Origin of the sequence: Mesorhizobium hunchu (assembly GCF_040081975.1) — a bacterium.
Taxonomy (GTDB): Bacteria; Pseudomonadota; Alphaproteobacteria; order Rhizobiales; family Rhizobiaceae; genus Mesorhizobium; species Mesorhizobium hunchu.
Genome location: NZ_JBEBMG010000008.1, coordinates 89973 through 107418 on the forward strand (window position 1 = coordinate 89973; position 17446 = coordinate 107418).

Sequence of the window (17446 nt, forward strand, 5' to 3'; positions counted from 1 at the left end):
ACGTTTGAAGACGGATTGCATCGCCAGGCCGACTGTCGGCGCCCGTTGACCATAGGATAGGGCTTCGCAGCGGCTTTCCGGAGAAAACCATGCCGCTGCGCGTCGTCTTCATGGGTACGCCGGATTTTTCGGTCTCCACGCTCGCCGCCGTCGCTGCCGCGGGCCATGAGATCGCGGCCGTCTATACCCAGCCGCCGCGCGCCGCTGGCCGCCGCGGGCTGGAACTGACGCCGTCGCCGGTTCAGCGCGAGGCGGACCGTCTCGGCATCGAGGTCCGCACGCCCGTCTCGCTGAAGGGCGAGGCCGAGCAGCAGGCTTTCGCGGCGCTGCGCGCCGACGTCGTGGTGGTCGTTGCCTACGGCCTCATCCTGCCGCGCCCGGTGCTCGATGCCCCTCGGCTCGGCTGCCTGAACGGCCATGCGTCGCTGCTGCCGCGCTGGCGGGGTGCTGCCCCCATTCAGCGCGCCGTCATGGCCGGCGACGAAGAGACGGGCATGATGGTGATGAAGATGGAGGAGGGGCTGGACACCGGCCCCGTCGGTCTGGTCGAGAAGGTCGCCATCGGCTCCGACATGACCGCGGGCGAACTGCATGACCGATTGGCCGCGGTCGGTGCCGCGGCGATGGTCGAGGCGCTCGCCCGTCTGCAGGCGGGAACGTTGATTTTTACCGCACAGTCAAAAGAGGGCGTGACCTACGCCAGAAAGATCGATAAGGCAGAAACCCGCGTCGATTGGTCGCTTTCCGCCGATGCGGTGCACAACCATATCCGCGGCCTGTCGCCGATGCCGGGCGCATGGTGCGAGGCGACGATCGGCGCCAGGGTGGAACGCCTGAAACTGCTGCGTTCCGTACGCGCCGAAGGTGCCGGCGCACCGGGAGAAATTCTTGACGGCCGCCTCGCCGTCGCCTGCGGAGCGGGCGCGGTTCGGCTGGTCGAATTGCAAAGGGCGGGCGCGAGGCCCGCATCGGCGCCGGAATTCCTGCGTGGCGCCAGGCTTGAAGAAGGAATGAAACTGTCATGAGCATGATGTCGATCCGCGCGGCTATGCCGCGCGACCGCGAGGCCATCCGCCTCGTCGAGGAACATGCGTTCGGCCAAAAGGCGGAAGCCGGGCTCGTCGACGCGCTGCTGACGGATGGCGACGCGGTGCTGGAACTGGTCGCCGAGGAAGACGGCCAGGTCGTCGGCCATATCCTTTTCTCGCGGCTCGTCGTGCGCAACGGCGCGAAGTCGTCCGCCGCCGTGGCGCTCGCGCCGCTGGCCGTCGAGCCGTCATTCCACGGCACCGGAATCGGCGGCGCGCTGATCCGCGAGGCGCATCTGAGGTTGAAGAACGCCGGCGAGACTCTGGCCGTGGTTCTCGGTGATCCGGCCTATTACGGACGCTTCGGCTACAGTCACGAGCGTGCCGCAGGTTTTACGAGCGCTTACCAGGGCGAGGCGCTGCAGGCGTTGGCCTGGGGCGACGCACCCGAAAAGGGCGAACTGGTCTATGCCGCGGCCTTCGGAACGGCGCTTGCGGCCTGACGGTCTGAGGCTCTGTGCCACGCTTTCGCCTCGACATCGAGTATGACGGCGGCCCCTATGCCGGCTGGCAGCGGCAGGCCGACCAGCCTTCCGTGCAGGCGGCGATCGAGCAGGCCGTCGAAAAATTCAGCGGCGAGACGATTTCGCTGCGCGGTGCGGGCCGCACCGACGCTGGCGTCCACGCCACCGGTCAGGTCGCGCATGTCGATCTCGGCAGGAACTGGCGGCCAGACACGGTGCGCGACGCGCTCAACGCACATTTGAGCCAGGCCGGCGAGCGGGTGGCGATCGTGGGCGTCTCGGCCGTGCCGGACGATTTCGACGCTCGCTTCTCGGCGCTGGCCCGCCATTATCTCTACCGCATCTCCAATCGCCGCGCGCCGCCGGCGCTGGAGAAGGGCAAGGTCTGGTGGGTGCCGAAACCGCTCGACGCCGCCGCGATGCACGAGGCGGCGCAGGGTCTGCTCGGCCGGCACGACTTCACCACCTTCCGCTCGACGCAATGCCAGGCCAACAGTCCGCTGCGGACGCTGGACCGGCTGGATGTGATCCGCGACGGCGACCTGATCGAGGTCCGCGCCTCGGCGCGCTCCTTCCTGCACAACCAGGTGCGCTCCATGGTCGGCTCGCTCAAGCGGGTAGGCGAGGGCGCCTGGAGTGCCGCCGACCTCAAGGCCGCGCTCGACGCGCGCGACCGCGCCGCCTGCGGCCAGGTCGCGCCGCCCGATGGGCTGTTCTTGACGAAAGTCGATTATTGAGCGTCACGCCGGCACGTTGATGCCGAGCAGCGCCTGCAGCGCGAACAATACGATCAGCGAGGCGACGAACATGCCGGCGAACACGGCGGTGCCGACCGCCGCGCCCTTGCCGATCGCGACATTGGTCATGCGCCACGTCAGCACCATAGAGGCGGTGAACAGCACCAGCGATAGCAGGCTGGCCGCCTGGTCGGCGGCCGGAACGAACAGCCTGACCAGCGCCGAAGGCAGCATCAGCCAGGCGATGATGGCCGACGCCCAGTTGCTGGCCACCACATAGTGCACGAAGCGCCCGCCGAGGCCGGTGCGCGGGCCGACCAACGCCAGGCCGACCAGAGGCAGCACCCAGGTGCCGATATCGACTGCTGCCAGCCGTATGACCAGGCCGAACCGGCCCGCCACGGCATCGGGATCGCCGATCTCGTTGGCGATGCCCACCCAGCTCACGATCATGGCCGGCATGGCGACGAGGATGGAGAAGAACGAGTTCCAGAACCCGTCGGCGCTGAGATCGAGCATCCGCAGGCCGTCGGCCTTGCCCAGCATGGTGCGCCAGGCCCCGGTGAGCGCCGTCTGGGTTTCGTCGGTCGACAGCATCAGTCTAGCGTCCGGCTTCGGTAAGCAGGTCCCTGCCGGCCGGTCCGTGTCTGGTCCCTGTCGAACCAGTCCTCGATGAAACGCTGGTAGATGCCGGTCAGCGTCTCCAGATCCGCCAGCGCCACCCGCTCGTCGACCATGTGCATGGTCTTGCCGACAAGGCCGAATTCGACCACCGGGCAATAGTCCTTGATGAAGCGGGCGTCCGAGGTGCCTCCGGACGTGGACAGGTCCGGCGTGCGCCCGATGATGGCCGCGACCGATCCGCTGAGCGTCTCGATCAACTTGTCGTCATGGGTGAGAAAAACGTGGCTCGGCCGATCGCGCCACGACAACTCGTAGTCGATCGGTCCGCGCTGGCCCTTGCGATACTTGCTGCGTCGCGAGGCGGCATCGAGACGATTGTGGATTTCCGCCTGGATCGTCTCGGCGTCCCAATTGTCGTTGAAGCGGATGTTGAAGATCGCGCTTGCTTTGGCTGGGATGACGTTGCTGGCGGGATTGCCGACGTCGATCGAGGTGATCTCCAGATTGGTCGGCTGGAAGTCGCGGCTGCCCTCGTCCAGCACCGGGTTGAGCAGGGCGTCCGCCAGCGTCAGCAGGCCGCGTACCGGATTGTCGGCGAGATGCGGGTAGGCGGCATGGCCCTGCCGGCCGTGCACGATCACCATGCCGGAGAGCGAGCCGCGCCGGCCGATCTTGATCATGTCGCCGAGCCGGTCGGGGTTGGTCGGCTCGCCGACGATCGCCGCATCCCAGGTCTCGCCGCGCGCGGCGGCCCAGTCGAGCAGCTTGACGGTGCCGTTGATCGCAGGTCCCTCCTCGTCGCCGGTGATCAGCAGCGAGACCGATCCCTTCGGGCCGCCGGTCTTCTCGATATGGCGCGCAAGGGCCGCGACGAAGCAGGCGATGCCGCCTTTCATGTCCACGGCGCCGCGGCCGTACATTTCGCCGCGCTCGATCGCGGCGGAGAAAGGCGGGTGTTTCCACGTCGCCTCGTCACCGACCGGCACCACGTCGGTATGGCCGGCGAATAGCAGATGCGGGCCGTTGCCGGAACGCCGCGCGTAGAGGTTCTCGACGTCCGGCGTGCCGTCCTCCGAGAAGGTCGGCCGCTCGACTTTGAAATCCATCGGCGTCAGCATCGCCGCGAGCGCGGCGAGCGCGCCGCCCTCCGCGGGAGTCACCGACGGGCAGCGGATGAGGGCGGCGAGATTTTCAGCGGGATCGACGGGAAGGCTCATTCCCGAAGCGATAGTCCAAAGCGTATGGCCTGTCACGATCCGCTGGCGTGTGTGGCCGACAATATGGTTTGCTTGGACCATCGACCGGGGTGCGGACCGGACGTCGAAGACGGAAGCGGCTCGGCGGACCGGGATCGAAAGCCGCGCGCGGGCTCAGAAGGAAAGACGATGCTCGACCTCGACACCCGCATAGCCGTCGCCGGAGCCGGTTCGATCGGTTGCTATGTCGGCGGCTGCCTGGCGCTGGCAGGGCGTGACGTCGCCTTTCTGGCGCGACCTGCCAACGAAAGATCGTTGCGTGCCCACGGTCTGCGCGTGACCGATCTCGAAGGCAGGGACAGGGTGCTGGAGGGCGCCGACCTTTCCGTCAGCGCCGATCCCGCCAGGGCCTTCCACGACGCCGGATTGATCCTGGTGACCGTCAAGAGCGGCGCCAGCGAAGAGATGGCCCGGCTGATCGCGGCCTATGCCCCGAAAGACGCGGTCGTGCTCTCCCTGCAGAACGGCGTCGACAATGCCGAGCGCATCCGTGCGGTCGCCCGTCGTCCGGCGCTCTCCGGCATGGTGCCGTTCAACGTGGTGCGGGACCAGCCCGCCGACGCGCCGCTCCATCTCCATCGCGCCACCGAAGGCGCGGTGCTGGTGGAAGAGGGCGTGGAGGGACTGGCGGACCTGCTGTCGGTCGAAGGCTGCGCCGTCGCCGCGCGTGCCGACATGAAGGCGGTGCTTTGGGGCAAGCTCCTGTTCAATCTCAACAATGCGCTTGTCGCGCTTTCCGGCCTGCCTCTGGCCGAGGAACTGCGCGACCGGCGCTGGCGGCTGATCCTTGCCGACCAGATCGCCGAGGCGCTCGGGGCGATGAACCGCGCCGGCATCCGCCCGGCCGCGGCGGCAGGCCCCCTGAAGCCGGATTGGCTGCCGGCTGCGCTGCGTCTTCCGGACTGGCTGTTCGGCCTGCTTGCGCGGCGAATGCTCGCGATCGACCCGGCTGCCCGCTCGTCCATGTGGGACGATCTGGAGCGCCGCCGGCCGACCGAGATCGATGCGCTGCAGGGCGCGGTGCTCCGGCTGGCGGTACAGGTCGGAACCGACGCGCCCCGCACGGCCGGCGTCGTCCGGCTGGTTCGCGAGGCCGAGCAGGCACAGCGCGGCTCGCCCGGCCTTACTCCGGACGTCTTTCGCTGAGTGGGATACCGGAGACTACGCCGGCGCGTCGGTGCGCGGGCCGTAGCGATTGGGGCCGCCCGTGCCCCGTGGCAGGCAAAGCAGCAGATAGGCGAAGATGTCGCCGATGATGAACAGCAGGCTGAACCAGCCGCTCTTGTCGAAATCGTGCAGCCGCTTGGCGGCCAGCGCGAGATGCGAAACGATCAGCACGCACAGCGTGATCAGGAAGGCGCTCGCCCAATAGGTCATGGCCTCTTCGTCGCCCTGCACCGCGTAAAGCCGGTACATGGGATAGAGGCGGATGACATAGAGCAGCAGGCCGGCAAGCGCGAAGGCCTGCCGCCCGAGCCGGCCGGAAAAGCCGAAGAACACCCAGAGCGTTTGCTGAAGGCTCACCCGCGCGCCGCCCAGAGCCGGATGATTTCGGATCGAGCCGATCCGAAATTTGAATCTGGCTTGAAATCAAAGAGATAGAGCAGGATGTCGCCCGAAAACCGCTCTACATTTTTCGGCATCATGCTCTAGTCCCGCAGCAATTCGTTGATCGACGTCTTCGAGCGCGTCTTCTCGTCGACCCGCTTGACGATCACCGCGCAGTAGAGGCTGGGACCGGGCTCGCCGTTGGGCAGCGGCTTGCCGGGCATGGTGCCCGCCACCACGACCGCGTTGGCGGGGACCTCGCCGTAGAACACCTCGCCGGTGGCGCGGTCCACGATCTTGGTGGATTTGCCGATGAACACGCCCATGCCGAGCACCGCCCCCTCGCGCACGATGCAGCCCTCGACCACTTCGGAGCGGGCGCCGATGAAGCAATTGTCCTCGATGATGGTCGGGCCCGCCTGCAGCGGCTCCAGGACGCCGCCGATGCCGACGCCGCCCGACAGGTGCACGTTCTTGCCGATCTGCGCGCAGGAGCCGACGGTCGCCCAGGTATCGACCATGGTTCCGGTATCGACGAAGGCGCCGATATTGACGAAGGAGGGCATCAGCACCACGCCCGGCGCCACATAGGCCGAGCGGCGCACCACGGCGGACGGAACGGCGCGAAAGCCGGCCTTCTCGAAATCGACCGCGCCCCAGCCGTCGAATTTGGAGGGCACCTTGTCCCACCAGACCGCTTGGCCGGGGCCGCCTTTGATGATCTCCATCGGGTTCAGCCGGAACGACAGCAGCACCGCCTTCTTGAGCCACTGGTTGACGCGCCAGTTGCCGTCGGCCTGCCGCTCTGCGACGCGGACCTCGCCCCTGTCCAGCAGGTCGAGCGCCGTGGTGACGGCGTCGCGGACCTCGCCCCGGGTGGCGGGCGAAATCCCTTCGCGCGCCTCGAAGGCGGTCTCGATCGTCTTTTCGAGGCTGGCCAGATCGGGCTTGGTCATCATCTCTCCGTTACCGTGCTGTTAAGGGGCTGCCCTTAACCTGTTTGAAAGCCGCGCGGGAACCTATGTGAAGCCTAACCGGGGGTCAATCGCGGTAGCGTCACGGGACGGCGCTCGCAGGCAGCAAGTGGGGATTTTCAATCATGGACCCGATGGAGAAGGCGGGCTGGACGCCGCTGCCGCATTCCGACGAGGATCTCGAGCGAGCAAGGAGCGCGCCGGACACGCCGCAGACCCGCTCGCCGACCTACCGCCTGGCTTGGAACGACGAAGAATTCATGACCCGGCGCGAACTGCGGCCGGTGCGCCTCCAGCTCGAATTGCTGAAGCCGGAGATGATCCTTGCCGAGCGCGGCATCCGCTCCACCGTCATCCTGTTCGGCGGTGCGCGCCTGCCCGAGCCGGGCGGCGAGGCCTGGGCGGCCAAGAACGAGACCCAGAAGAAGAATCTCGAAGCGAACAGCAAATACTACGACGAGGCGCGCAAGTTCGCCCGGCTGTGCTCGCAGCATTCCGCCACGACCTATTATCGCGAATACGTCGTCGTCACCGGCGGCGGCCCGGGCGTCATGGAGGCCGGGAACCGTGGCGCCGCCGATGTCGGCGCGCCTTCGATCGGCCTCAACATCGTCCTGCCGCACGAGCAGGCGCCCAATATCTACGTGACGCCGGATCTGTGCTTCAACTTCCACTATTTCGCGATCCGCAAGATGCACTTCGTCATGCGGGCCAAGGCCGTCGCGGTCTTCCCCGGCGGCTTCGGCACGATGGACGAGTTCTTCGAGACGCTGACGCTGATCCAGACCGGCCGCATGGAGCGCGTGCCGGTCATCCTGTTCGGCAAGTCGTTCTGGGAACGAGCGCTCGATCTCGATTTCCTGGCCGAGCAGGGCACCATCACCCCCGGCGACCAGAACCTCATCGACTACGCCGAGACCGCCGAAGAAGCGTGGGGGTTCATCCAACGCTTCTACGAGTTGGCTTGAGCAGTCCGGTCGAAGCGGAAAGGTCTGCCGCCTCCAGTGGTTGCGGTCGATGAACTAGCGTCACCAGCACATATGAGATGATCATCAGCAGATACCAGGCGCCGAGCTTGCCGATCGAAACCGGTGTCCAGCCGGCCTCCTGTCCGGGGTAGATCCAGGCGTGGGACCATGTGCCGACGTTCTCGGCCACCCAGATGAACACCGCCACCAGAAGGAAGCCGAAGAGAAGTGGCATCTTCAGCCGATGCCGGAAGACGCGGTAGTGGACGACCGTGCGCCAATAGAGCAGCGCCGTTGCCGCGAAGAGCGCATAGCGGATGTCGATCATGAAATGGTGGGTGAAGAAGTTCAGGTAGATCGCCGCGCAGAGAAGGATTGTCGTCCACATCGGCGGACAGTGCGAATAGCGCATGTCGAAGATACGGCTGATGCGGGCGATATAGGAGCCGACGGCCGCATACATGAAGCCTGAAAACAGCGGCACGCCGCCTAGCCGGAAGAAACTGTCCTCCGGATAGATCCACGATCCCGCCGAGGTCTTGAACAGTTCCATGGCCGTGCCGACGACATGGAAGATCAGGATGACCTTTGCCTCCGACAAGGTTTCCAGCCGCAGCCACAGCATCGCGATTTGGATCGCCAGTGCGGCGAGGAAAAGGAAATCGTAGCGCGCGAGGAGAAAATGCTCCGGCCAGATGAACTTGGTGGCGAGCATGAGGAACAGCATCGCGCCGCCGAACAGGCAGGCCCAGCCCTGCTTGAGGCCGAAGACCAGGAACTCGACCGCCGCGCCGGAAAGCCCGCGCGCCGGCAGGCGGTCGAGCACCTCGTGGGCGGCGGCGTCGATGGCCGCCTCGACGGAGGTGAAGCGCTTCAAGCGGGTTGTTCGACGATCGCCGTCAGGAAGCCGGCGAGATCGTCGGTGACGAAATCGACGTCGTCCTCATTGTCTGGGTCGCGTTCCCAGATTTCGGAGAAGGTCGGCTCGAAATTGCGCGGTACGATCAGGACGGTCGTCATGCCGAGGGCCTTCGGCACGGCGAGATTGCGTGCCAGATCCTCGAACATGACGGCGTTGCGGCCGGTCACCGCGTGCAGGGCGGCGAATTTCTCGTAGGTCCCGCGCGCCGGCTTCGGCGTCAGCCCGGCGGCGACGATGTCGAAGATGTCGTCAAAATGGTCGAGGATGCCGAGTTGGCGGGCGGCGCGCTCGGCATGGCCGCGGTCGCCGTTGGTGAAGATGAACTTGCGTCCGGGAAGCTGGTGGATGGCGGCGCCGAGGGTCGGGTCCGGCACCAGCCAGGAATAGTCGATGTCATGCACTTTCTCGAGGAAGTCGTCAGGGTCGATGCCGTGGCGCTGCATCAGCCCGTTCAGGGTCGTGCCGTATTCGAGATAGAGCTCCTTCTGCAGCCGCCGTGCGTCGTCGCGCGGCAGGGCGAGCAGGTTGGAGACGTAGGCCGTCATCTTCGCATCGATCTGGGAGAACAGATTCGAGTGATGCGGATAGAGCGTGTTGTCGAGGTCGAACACCCAGTCGCTGACATGGGCGAAGCGTGCGGGATCGGGAAGCTCGGTCATGACGTGCTTATGGCATGAAAACGGCGGATGCGCAGGTCGCGGTTATCCACAAGCTTGAAACGCCATCGCGGCGGAAATCGGCACGATGATTCAAATTTTAGCGACGGTTGAAAGGAGACCTTCAGCGCTTGTTGGGAAGGAGCAGGGTAACGGGGAGGACGGCGGATGGTGCGCATTCTGGTGAGGTCGGGACTTGTCGCTTTGGCCTCCGTCGCGGCATCGCTGATCCTTGCCCTGACCGTCGTGCCGGCCATGGGTGGCGTGGTCGACGGCAACGCTTTCATGATGTGCGTCATCTGCCCGCTGCTGATCGCCTGGCCCGCCAGCGCCTACACTTTTCGTCAGAACGAGCGGTTGACGGTGGCGCATCGCGAGCTTGCCCGCACCCATGCGCAACTGGCTGCCGCGCATCGGCGGCTGGAAGACAAGGCGAGCCACGACGACATGACCGGCATGTTGAACCGGGAAAGCTTTTTCGCTTCGCTGGATAATTCGCGGCGCGAAACCGATCGCGGCGCGCTTCTCATCATCGATGCCGACCACTTCAAGGCGATCAATGACGATTTCGGCCATCTGACCGGCGACGAGGCGCTGCTGCTGATCGCCGCCGCGATTCGCAGGGGCGTGCGCTCGGGCGACATCCTCGGTCGTATCGGCGGCGAGGAATTCGGCGCGTTCCTGGTCGGCGCCACCGAGGCCGAGGCGCGCCATATCGCCGAGCGCATCCGCCGCGAGGTCGAACTGGTCCGTTTCCGTCCGGTCGACGAGCGCACGATCCCGCTCACCGTCTCGATCGGCGGCACGATCTGCGGCTCCGGCGCGACCGTGTCGGAACTGATGCGCGGCGCCGATCGCCGTCTCTACGAAGCGAAAAACGGCGGCCGTAACCTGGCGATCGTGGAATCGGGGCTCGCCGCGGCCGCCTGAACGGGTCATGCCTGCCGTTTCACCGGCGGAACCGAAAGAATCGTCCGGCGCAAACCTTTTGGGTCATCACCTCACGCGTCGCTGGCCATCGCCTCGCGTCAATGATGGGACGCATGTTCCTCGCGCGTCCTGGCAGCCTTTTTGGCGGAGGCCGAGCGCTCGGATGCAGGGCGATTGGCCGAGGCTTCTCCGCCCAGCCTGCCGCCTTTCCTGGCCGAAGCGTGCGTATCCTTCTTGCCGCGGCCCGAGCCGGACTTGTTGCCGCCGCCCGATTCCTTGTTGACCGTCGCCCAGGCCCGGCGTTCGGCCTCCTTGTCGGAAACGCCGCGCTTCTCGTAGCCTTCCTCGATATGCTCGGCCTTGCGTTTCTGCTTGTCGGTGTATTTGTCCTTGTCGCCTTGTGGCATGGGAACACTCCTGTTTGCCGTGCCCCCGCGCAAGGCGAACGGGCCAGAGGCCGGGATGTTCCCGATTTGGCTATGCCAGGGCGGAACGCGGGCTCAAGGGACGATCAGCGTGCCGGCGCCATGTTCGGTGAAGAGCTCGAGCAGCACCGAATGCGGCGTCTTGCCGTTGAGGATGACGACGCCCTCGACGCCGCGGTCGATGGCCTCGATGCAGGTCTCGACCTTGGGGATCATGCCGCCGGAAATGGTGCCGTCGGCGATCAACGCCCTGGCCTCGGCCACCGTCAGTTCGTCGATCAGCTTCTTGTCCCTGTCCAGCACGCCCGGCACGTCGGTCAGGAAAAGCAGGCGCTTGGCGCCCAGCGCGCCGGCGATGGCGCCGGCGAAGGTGTCGGCGTTGATGTTGTAGGTGTGGCCGTCGCGGCCGGGCGCAACCGGCGCCAGCACCGGGATCATCTCCGAGCGCGCCAAAAGGTCAAGCAGCGTGCGGTCGACCTCCACAGGCTCGCCGACGAAGCCGAGATCGAGAACGCGCTCGATGTTGGAATCGGGGTCCTTGATCGTCTTGTGGGCCTTCTCGGCGAACACCATGTTGCCGTCCTTGCCGCACAGGCCGATGGCCCATTCTCCCTCGGCGTTGATCAGGGCCACGATCTCCTTGTTGATCGATCCGGCCAGCACCATCTCGACAATCTCGACCGTCTTGGCGTCGGTGACGCGCAGCCCGCCCTCGAATTTCGATTCGATGCCCATCTTGGCAAGCATCGCCGCGATCTGCGGCCCGCCGCCATGCACGACGATGGGGTTGACGCCGGACTGCTTGAGCAGCGCGATGTCGCGCGCGAAAGCCTTGCCGAGTTCTACGTTGCCCATCGCATGGCCGCCGTATTTCACGACGACCGTCTTGTTCTCGTAGCGCTGCATATAGGGCAGCGCGCGAGAGAGCAGGGCGGCTTGCATCTCGGCGGTGGCGGCGGCGTCCGTCATGGGTTTTTTCCCGGCCTGGCTGGAAAGACGGGCGCGTCTTAGCGAAATTCGCGGGCAGGGGCAAATGAAGTCGATGCGGTGAACCGCATCGCTCGTTCTGCGTGCGCATTGCAAATCGCCCGTATTCGCCTAGCTTCTAGCCGAATGGCACCGCAAGACATCACCAAGCTGATCGTTCGCACCTCGATGCGGGACCGGACGGCGTTCGACCTGCTTTATCGCCTGACGAGTGCGAAACTCTTTGGCGTGTGCCTGCGTGTCTTGAACGACCGGAGCGAGGCCGAGGAAGCGCTGCAGGAAGTGTATGTCAAGGTATGGACGAAGGCGGATCGTTTCGCCGTGTCGGAGCTGAGCCCGATTTCATGGCTGGTTGCGGTCGCCCGCAATCACGCCATCGATCGTCTCAGGGTCAGGCGAAAGACGACGGCGGGCATCGATGCTGCCATCGACATTGCCGATCCCACGCCGGGACCGGAGGCGCTTGCCATGGCTGGCGAGGACAGCGCGCGCGTCCATCGCTGCCTGGACGAACTGGACGAGGACAGGGCCTCGGCCGTCCGGGGTGCTTATCTCAAGGGAGAAAGCTATGCCGAACTGGCCGAACGCCATGACGTGCCTTTGAATACGATGAGAACCTGGTTGCGGCGCAGCCTCATCAAGCTGCGGGAATGCCTGGAACGATGAGCCCGACCGAACACGACCATCCCGAGCGCGATGGCGACGATCTCCTCGCCGCCGAATATGTCATGGGCGTGCTACCTGGGGAGGAGCGGCAGGAGGTAGCCCGCCGCATCGAGGCGGATGCCGCGTTCGCGCGGCTGGTCGATGCCTGGGAGGTCCGGCTGGCGCCGCTGGGAGAAGCGTATCCTGAAGCGGCGGCGCCCGACGGCGTCAAGGCTGCGATCGACCGACGCCTGTTCGCATCCTCCGCCGCTTCGGCAGCCGACGCCGCGCGTGGACGCGCCGGCCTGTGGTCCAGTCTCGCCTTCTGGCGCGGTCTGGCGGCGGTCGCCGTCGCGGCGCTCGCCATCGCCATTGTCGTCCCCTATGTGAGCCCGCCTGCCGGACAGCCGGCCCTTAGGCTGGTGGCTTCGCTCGCCGCCGACAGCAGCGACGTGAAGTATCTCGCCGTCTACGACGCGGCCCATCATGAAGTCGGCCTTTCCCACGTCGCCGGCGAGCGCGCCGCCGGCAAGGACTTCCAGCTCTGGATGATCGAGGGCAAGAACGCCCCGGTTTCGATGGGCGTCATTCCGACCGGGCCGACGGTCCACATCGAATTGACGCCGGCTCTGCAGCAGAAACTGGCGCAGGGCGCGGTATTGGCGATCAGCGTGGAACCCGCCGGCGGCTCGCCGACGGGGCAACCGACCGGTCCCGTCGTGGCGACCGGCGATCTGAAGAGCATCTGAGCGGCTGCCGGCAAGAAATTTCAGGATTCCTGAAACTCTCCTGAAACGCCCTCGTATCTTCTGATGCCTCCCAAAAGAGTGGGAATGAAACATCAGGAGATTTTCCAAATGCGTAAATTCGCCAGCCTTCTGCTCGCCGGCATGGTCGCCACCGCCAGCCTCGGCGCGACTGCCTATGCCAAGAACCCGCATGTCGGCGGCGCCGCCATGTTCGAGGACAAGAACATTGTCCAGAACGCCATGAACTCGAAGGACCACACCACGCTGGTCGCCGCCGTCAAGGCGGCCGGGCTGGTCGACACGCTGCAGGGCAAGGGTCCGTTCACCGTCTTCGCGCCGACCAACGAGGCGTTCGCGGCGTTGCCCAAGGGCACTGTCGACGATCTCCTGAAGCCCGAGAACAAGGACAAGCTGGTCAAGATTCTGACCTGCCATGTCGTCGCGGCAAAGGCCATGTCGTCCGACGTCATGTCGATGGTCAAGGAAGACGGCGGAAAGCACGTCGTCGACACGGTCGGTGGCTGCAAGCTCACCCTCAAGGATGACGGCGGCAAGGTGACGGTGACCGACGAGAACGGGAACACCGCCAACGTCACCATTGCGGACGTGGTCCAGTCGAACGGCGTCATCCATGTCATCGACAAGGTGCTGCTGCCCAGGATGTAACAACCGCCGCGCTTCCTGCGAACAGGAGGAGCGACGTCGCGTCCGATGGCAGGAACGTCCCTCACGCCATCGGACCGGGCGCCTCGCATCGCGTTGCCAAAGCAGGCGCCGATGCGGGGCGTAAAACGTTCGCCCAGGCATCACCGCCAAGTGATTTTCGCGATGCCGGCGATACTGGCAGATTGGGTGAAGGAGGTTTTGTTATGAACCGTCGCGAAGTTCTCTGGACCGGCGCTGCAGCGGCAGCCTTGCTCGGTGGCATCGGCGCCCTGTGGCGCACCGGCAGCCCCGAAGAGGCCAATGCCGCGACCGAAACCTTCGAGGTCGCCAGGACCGATGCCGAATGGAAGAAGCTGCTGACGCCCGAGCAGTATGAGGTGCTGCGCCACGAAGGCACCGAATATCCCTTCACCAGCCCGCTGCTCAACGAACACCGCAAGGGAACCTTCGCCTGCGCCGGCTGCGACCTGGCGGTTTATTCGTCGGAGACGAAGTTCGAATCCGGTACCGGCTGGCCGAGTTTCTGGCAGGAAATCCCCAAGGCGATCGGAGAGCACAAGGATACGACGCTCGGCATGATGCGAACCGAAGTGCATTGCAGGCGCTGCGGCGGCCATCTCGGACATGTCTTCAACGACGGCCCGGCGCCGACCGGCCTCAGGCACTGCATCAACGGCGTCGCGCTGACCTTCCATCCGGCAACGGCGTAACGCAGCGGAAACCGATCAGGCGGACGGCTTCCTGGCGGCAACGGCTATCTCCACCCGTCGAGCGGAAGGGGGATGTTGTCGTCGCTGCCGAAATCGCGGCCTGGTTGTCCCGGCTTCGCCTTTCGGGGCCATTGCCTCTTGAACGAAGGCGTCCCGGACTGGCGATCGGCGTCCATTGAGGATGCCGGTCGTGATTGAGCCACCGGGACGGCCGGGGCTTCCGGCCTTCTTCTCCACGGAATGACGATCAATGTCCACCTCCTCCGCCGCTGGCGGATTCAGGCGGCTTACGGATGAGCATGACGAACAGCGCCAGCGAGGCGAACAGCACGGTCAGCAGGTAGAACACGTCGATGAAGGACATCAGCGCCGCTTGCTGATGCACCATGCCGGCGAGTTGCGAGATCGCCGCCGAGGCCGCGTCCATGCCGCTGTAGGTCTCGAAATTGCGCGTCATGTTCTGCAACTGGGTCTGCGCTTCGGCGCTGCCCCATTGAACGTGCTCCGACAGCCGGGCGAAATGGAAAGCGTTGCGGTTCACCAGCACGGTGTTGATCAGCGCCAGTCCGACGGCGCCGCCGAGATTGCGCGTCAGGTTGAACAAGCCGGACGCATTCTTCAGCCGCTCGGGCGGCAGCGTGCCGAGCGCGATATTGCTGATCGGCACCATGCACAGCATCATCGAGGCGCCGCGCAGGATCTGCGGCACGAAGATCTCCCAGAAATCCCAGTCGGCCGTCATGTGCGTCATCTGCCAAGTGCCGGCGGCGAAGCCGAGGAAGCCGATCATCATCATGATGCGCGGGTCCATCTTGCGTGACAGCACGCCGGAAACGGGCGCGGCGGCGAACATCGCCAGGCCGGAGACGAACAGCGCATTGCCGATCATCATCGAATCGTAGCCGCGGATGCGGCCGAGATAGATCGGATAGAGATAGGTCAATCCGTAGAGGCCGATGCCGATGACGAAGGAGAAGATCGAGCCGAAGGCGAAGTTGACGTTGGTGAAGGCCTTGAGATCGACGATCGGCTCTTCCGCCGTAAAGGCGCGCCAGAAGAACAGCACCGCGCCCGTGGCCGAGACGATGGCGCACACCAGCACAGCCTGGTCCTGCAGCCAGTCGTGGTTCGGGCCCTCTTCCAGCACATATTCGAGCCCGCCGAGGAAACCGCCCATGCCGATCAGGCCCCACCAGTCGAACTTGCTGAACAGGCCGAGGTTAGGCTTGTCGAAGTCGATCAGCGCCCAGGCAGCGCTGGCCACCAGCACACCCGGAACGACATTGATGAGGAACAGCCAATGCCAGGAGAAGGCGTGGCTGATGTAGCCGCCGATGGTCGGGCCGATGGTGGGCGCCATCGTCGCGACAAGGCCGATCATCGGCGTCACCACGGCGCGCCGCGACGGTGGGAAAATGGTGAAGGCGGCCGCGAAGACGCTCGGGATCATGCCGCCGCCGATGAAGCCCTGGATCGCGCGATAGACGATCATCTGGTCGATGTTGGTGGCGGTGGCGCACAGCGCGCTGGCCCCGGTGAAGCCTGCGGCCGCGATGGTGAACAGCACCCGCGTCGACAGCATCCTCGACAGGAAGCCCGACAGCGGGATCATGATGACCTCGGCAACGAGATAGGAGGTCTGCACCCACGGGATTTCGTCGGCACTGGCGGACAGGCCCGCCTGGATGTCGGTCAGCGATGCCGAGACGATCTGGATGTCCAGGATCGCCATGAACATGCCGAACACCATCGTCAGGAAGGCGATGACGCGGCGCGGTTCCATATGGTCGGCCGGTCTGGCCGGGATGGCTGGTGCCGTCAGTGTGGCGGTCGCCATGGCGAACCTCCGGGCGTTTGGTTAGTTCGGCGCCGTGCGGCTGTCGACATCGACTACGACCGACAGGCCGGCGCGTAGCTTGCCGGCGTCGAGCACGTCCTTGGGGATGTCGATGCGCACGGGTACGCGTTGCACGACCTTGGTGAAGTTGCCGGTCGCATTCTCCGGCGGCAGCAGCGAGAACACCGCACCCGAGGCCGGCGCGAGCGAGGACACGGTGCCTTCGAACGTGTCGCCGTCCATCGCGTCGACGGCAATCCTCACCTCCTCGCCGGGAACGAGGCGCGCAAGCTGCGTCTCCTTGAAGTTGGCGTTGATGTAGAGCTTGTCCGTCGGCACGATCACCGCCAGCTTCTGGCCGGGGCTGATGAGGTCGCCTTTTTCCACCGAGCGGTTGCCGACGACGCCGTCATAGGGCGCCTTGAGTACGGTGAAGGAAAGGTCGCGCTCGGCCTTGTCCCTGGCCAGCCTGAGCGAATCCAGCGACGACGCCGTCTCCGCCCGCTGCGCTTCGAGCACGCCGATATTGGCCTGTGCCGCCGCGATCTGCGCATCCGCGCCGGCCAGCGCCGCATTGGCCTGCTCGACGGCGCTGCGGGCATCGTCGAGCGCTGCCTGCGTGCCGACCTTGGTGGCGACGAGCTTTTCAGCGCGCGTCTGCGTCAACAGGGCGTTGTCCGCCTTGGCCTGGTCGGCGACCTTTTCGGCCTTGGCCTGGTCGAGCGATGCCCTGGCCGCGACGATCTGAGCATCGATGCGGTCCAGCGTCTTGTCGAGCGTGGCGATCTGCGCCTCGGCCTGCGCGACGGCGATCTTGTAGTCGCCCTGGTCGATGACGAAGAGCGGATCGCCGGCCTTCACATGCTGGTTTTCCGCGACCTTGATGTCGTCGACATAGCCCGAGATCTTCGGCGAGATGAACGCCATGTCCGCCTGGACATAGGCGTCGTCCGTCGAGATCATGAAGCGGCCGTCGGTCCAGTAATCGTAACCGTACCAGGCCGCGCCGCCGGCGAGCGCGATGCCGATGATCGGCAGCAGGAACGAGCGCGCCGACCGCTTTTTCTTCTTTTCCTCGGGCGCCTTGTCCACAACGGGTTCGGCCGGTGCTTCGGTGACCGGCGCCTTGGCATTGGGGAATTGACGCACTTCCGCTATCGTATTGGAGGTGGAGGACATCGGGGAATCTCTGATTATAAGACTGAACCGTTCGGTTCGATGTTGACTTAACGTCAAAGCGTCGCCATATCAAGGGTGTTC

20 protein-coding genes are annotated in these 17446 nt (G+C 65.4%); 10 read left to right on the top strand and 10 right to left on the bottom strand.

Features of this window, described 5'->3' with window-relative positions; all coding sequences use genetic code 11:
- Positions 1-89: 89 nt before the first annotated feature.
- Genes fmt through truA form a run of 3 tightly spaced genes read left to right on the top strand, consistent with a single transcriptional unit; the run spans position 90 to position 2289 of the window.
- Positions 90-1025, top strand: a complete 936-nt coding sequence (fmt, locus tag ABMA46_RS15270) for a methionyl-tRNA formyltransferase (protein WP_349000571.1) — start codon at positions 90-92, stop codon at positions 1023-1025.
- Positions 1022-1531 carry a GNAT family N-acetyltransferase gene (locus tag ABMA46_RS15275; RefSeq protein ID WP_349000573.1) on the top strand — a complete coding sequence of 170 codons (510 nt, stop codon included), beginning with the start codon at positions 1022-1024 and terminating at the stop codon, positions 1529-1531. The genes fmt and ABMA46_RS15275 overlap by 4 nt, the downstream gene beginning before the upstream one ends.
- 14 nt (positions 1532-1545) lie before the next feature.
- Complete coding sequence (gene truA / locus ABMA46_RS15280) at positions 1546-2289, top strand: tRNA pseudouridine(38-40) synthase TruA (protein ID WP_349000575.1); 744 nt, start codon at positions 1546-1548, stop codon at positions 2287-2289.
- 3 nt (positions 2290-2292) lie between these two features.
- Here the strand turns inward: truA and ABMA46_RS15285 are convergent, their stop codons facing one another.
- Together ABMA46_RS15285 and dapE are read right to left on the bottom strand one after the other, a co-directional pair.
- Entirely contained in the window at positions 2293-2886 is a 594-nt protein-coding gene (locus ABMA46_RS15285; protein WP_349000577.1) for a transporter, read from the bottom strand.
- Positions 2886-4130, bottom strand: a complete 1245-nt coding sequence (dapE, locus tag ABMA46_RS15290; protein WP_349000579.1) for a succinyl-diaminopimelate desuccinylase — start codon at positions 4128-4130, stop codon at positions 2886-2888. Before dapE ends, ABMA46_RS15285 begins: the two co-directional genes overlap by 1 nt.
- Positions 4131-4298: 168 nt before the next feature.
- Between dapE and ABMA46_RS15295 the strand changes: the two genes are divergently transcribed.
- Positions 4299-5315, top strand: coding sequence for a 2-dehydropantoate 2-reductase (locus ABMA46_RS15295; RefSeq protein ID WP_349000581.1), 1017 nt, complete (start codon positions 4299-4301; stop codon positions 5313-5315).
- Positions 5316-5330: 15 nt separating this feature from the next.
- Here ABMA46_RS15295 and ABMA46_RS15300 read toward each other — a convergent pair whose 3' ends face one another.
- The gene (locus tag ABMA46_RS15300) at positions 5331-5693 is read right to left on the bottom strand and encodes a DUF805 domain-containing protein (RefSeq protein WP_349000583.1); all 363 of its coding nucleotides are present in this window, start codon (positions 5691-5693) and stop codon (positions 5331-5333) included.
- Between the two features lie 125 nt (positions 5694-5818).
- Positions 5819-6673, bottom strand: a complete 855-nt coding sequence (dapD, locus tag ABMA46_RS15305; protein WP_349000584.1) for a 2,3,4,5-tetrahydropyridine-2,6-dicarboxylate N-succinyltransferase — start codon at positions 6671-6673, stop codon at positions 5819-5821.
- Positions 6674-6816: 143 nt separating this feature from the next.
- On the opposite strand from dapD, the gene ABMA46_RS15310 reads away from it, so the two are divergent.
- Entirely contained in the window at positions 6817-7659 is an 843-nt protein-coding gene (locus ABMA46_RS15310; RefSeq protein ID WP_349000586.1) for an LOG family protein, read from the top strand.
- Here the strand turns inward: ABMA46_RS15310 and ABMA46_RS15315 are convergent.
- Both ABMA46_RS15315 and ABMA46_RS15320 read right to left on the bottom strand, forming a co-directional pair.
- A complete protein-coding gene (locus ABMA46_RS15315; protein WP_349000587.1) occupies positions 7631-8536 on the bottom strand; it encodes a DUF817 domain-containing protein in 906 nt (301 codons plus the stop codon). The two genes, ABMA46_RS15310 and ABMA46_RS15315, sit on opposite strands and share 29 nt — an antisense overlap.
- Positions 8533-9240 carry a pyrimidine 5'-nucleotidase gene (locus ABMA46_RS15320; protein ID WP_349000589.1) on the bottom strand — a complete coding sequence of 236 codons (708 nt, stop codon included), beginning with the start codon at positions 9238-9240 and terminating at the stop codon, positions 8533-8535. Before ABMA46_RS15320 ends, ABMA46_RS15315 begins: the two co-directional genes overlap by 4 nt.
- Positions 9241-9405: 165 nt before the next feature.
- On the opposite strand from ABMA46_RS15320, the gene ABMA46_RS15325 reads away from it, so the two are divergent.
- The gene (locus ABMA46_RS15325) at positions 9406-10167 is read left to right on the top strand and encodes a GGDEF domain-containing protein (RefSeq protein WP_349000591.1); all 762 of its coding nucleotides are present in this window, start codon (positions 9406-9408) and stop codon (positions 10165-10167) included.
- A 98-nt stretch (positions 10168-10265) separates the two neighbouring features.
- Here the strand turns inward: ABMA46_RS15325 and ABMA46_RS15330 are convergent, their stop codons facing one another.
- Both ABMA46_RS15330 and argB read right to left on the bottom strand, forming a co-directional pair.
- Positions 10266-10574, bottom strand: a complete 309-nt coding sequence (locus ABMA46_RS15330) for a plasmid stabilization protein (RefSeq protein ID WP_349000593.1) — start codon at positions 10572-10574, stop codon at positions 10266-10268.
- Between the two features lie 93 nt (positions 10575-10667).
- A complete protein-coding gene (gene argB, locus ABMA46_RS15335) occupies positions 10668-11561 on the bottom strand; it encodes an acetylglutamate kinase (RefSeq protein WP_349000595.1) in 894 nt (297 codons plus the stop codon).
- Positions 11562-11705: 144 nt separating this feature from the next.
- On the opposite strand from argB, the gene ABMA46_RS15340 reads away from it, so the two are divergent.
- The 4 genes from ABMA46_RS15340 (at position 11706) to msrB (ending at position 14349) form a co-directional block, all read left to right on the top strand.
- Entirely contained in the window at positions 11706-12245 is a 540-nt protein-coding gene (locus ABMA46_RS15340; RefSeq protein WP_349000698.1) for a sigma-70 family RNA polymerase sigma factor, read from the top strand.
- Entirely contained in the window at positions 12242-12973 is a 732-nt protein-coding gene (locus ABMA46_RS15345; protein ID WP_349000597.1) for an anti-sigma factor, read from the top strand. Before ABMA46_RS15340 ends, ABMA46_RS15345 begins: the two co-directional genes overlap by 4 nt.
- A gap of 108 nt (positions 12974-13081) precedes the next feature.
- Positions 13082-13639 (top strand): fasciclin domain-containing protein, encoded by a 558-nt coding sequence (locus ABMA46_RS15350; protein ID WP_349000599.1) that lies wholly within the window; start codon positions 13082-13084, stop codon positions 13637-13639.
- 203 nt (positions 13640-13842) lie between these two features.
- The gene (msrB, locus tag ABMA46_RS15355) at positions 13843-14349 is read left to right on the top strand and encodes a peptide-methionine (R)-S-oxide reductase MsrB (protein WP_349000601.1); all 507 of its coding nucleotides are present in this window, start codon (positions 13843-13845) and stop codon (positions 14347-14349) included.
- A 247-nt stretch (positions 14350-14596) separates the two neighbouring features.
- Here the strand turns inward: msrB and ABMA46_RS15360 are convergent, their stop codons facing one another.
- Both ABMA46_RS15360 and ABMA46_RS15365 read right to left on the bottom strand, forming a co-directional pair.
- Positions 14597-16186 (bottom strand): DHA2 family efflux MFS transporter permease subunit, encoded by a 1590-nt coding sequence (locus ABMA46_RS15360; RefSeq protein WP_349000602.1) that lies wholly within the window; start codon positions 16184-16186, stop codon positions 14597-14599.
- Between the two features lie 21 nt (positions 16187-16207).
- A complete protein-coding gene (locus ABMA46_RS15365; protein ID WP_349000603.1) occupies positions 16208-17365 on the bottom strand; it encodes an HlyD family secretion protein in 1158 nt (385 codons plus the stop codon).
- Between the last annotated feature and the right edge of the window lie 81 nt (positions 17366-17446).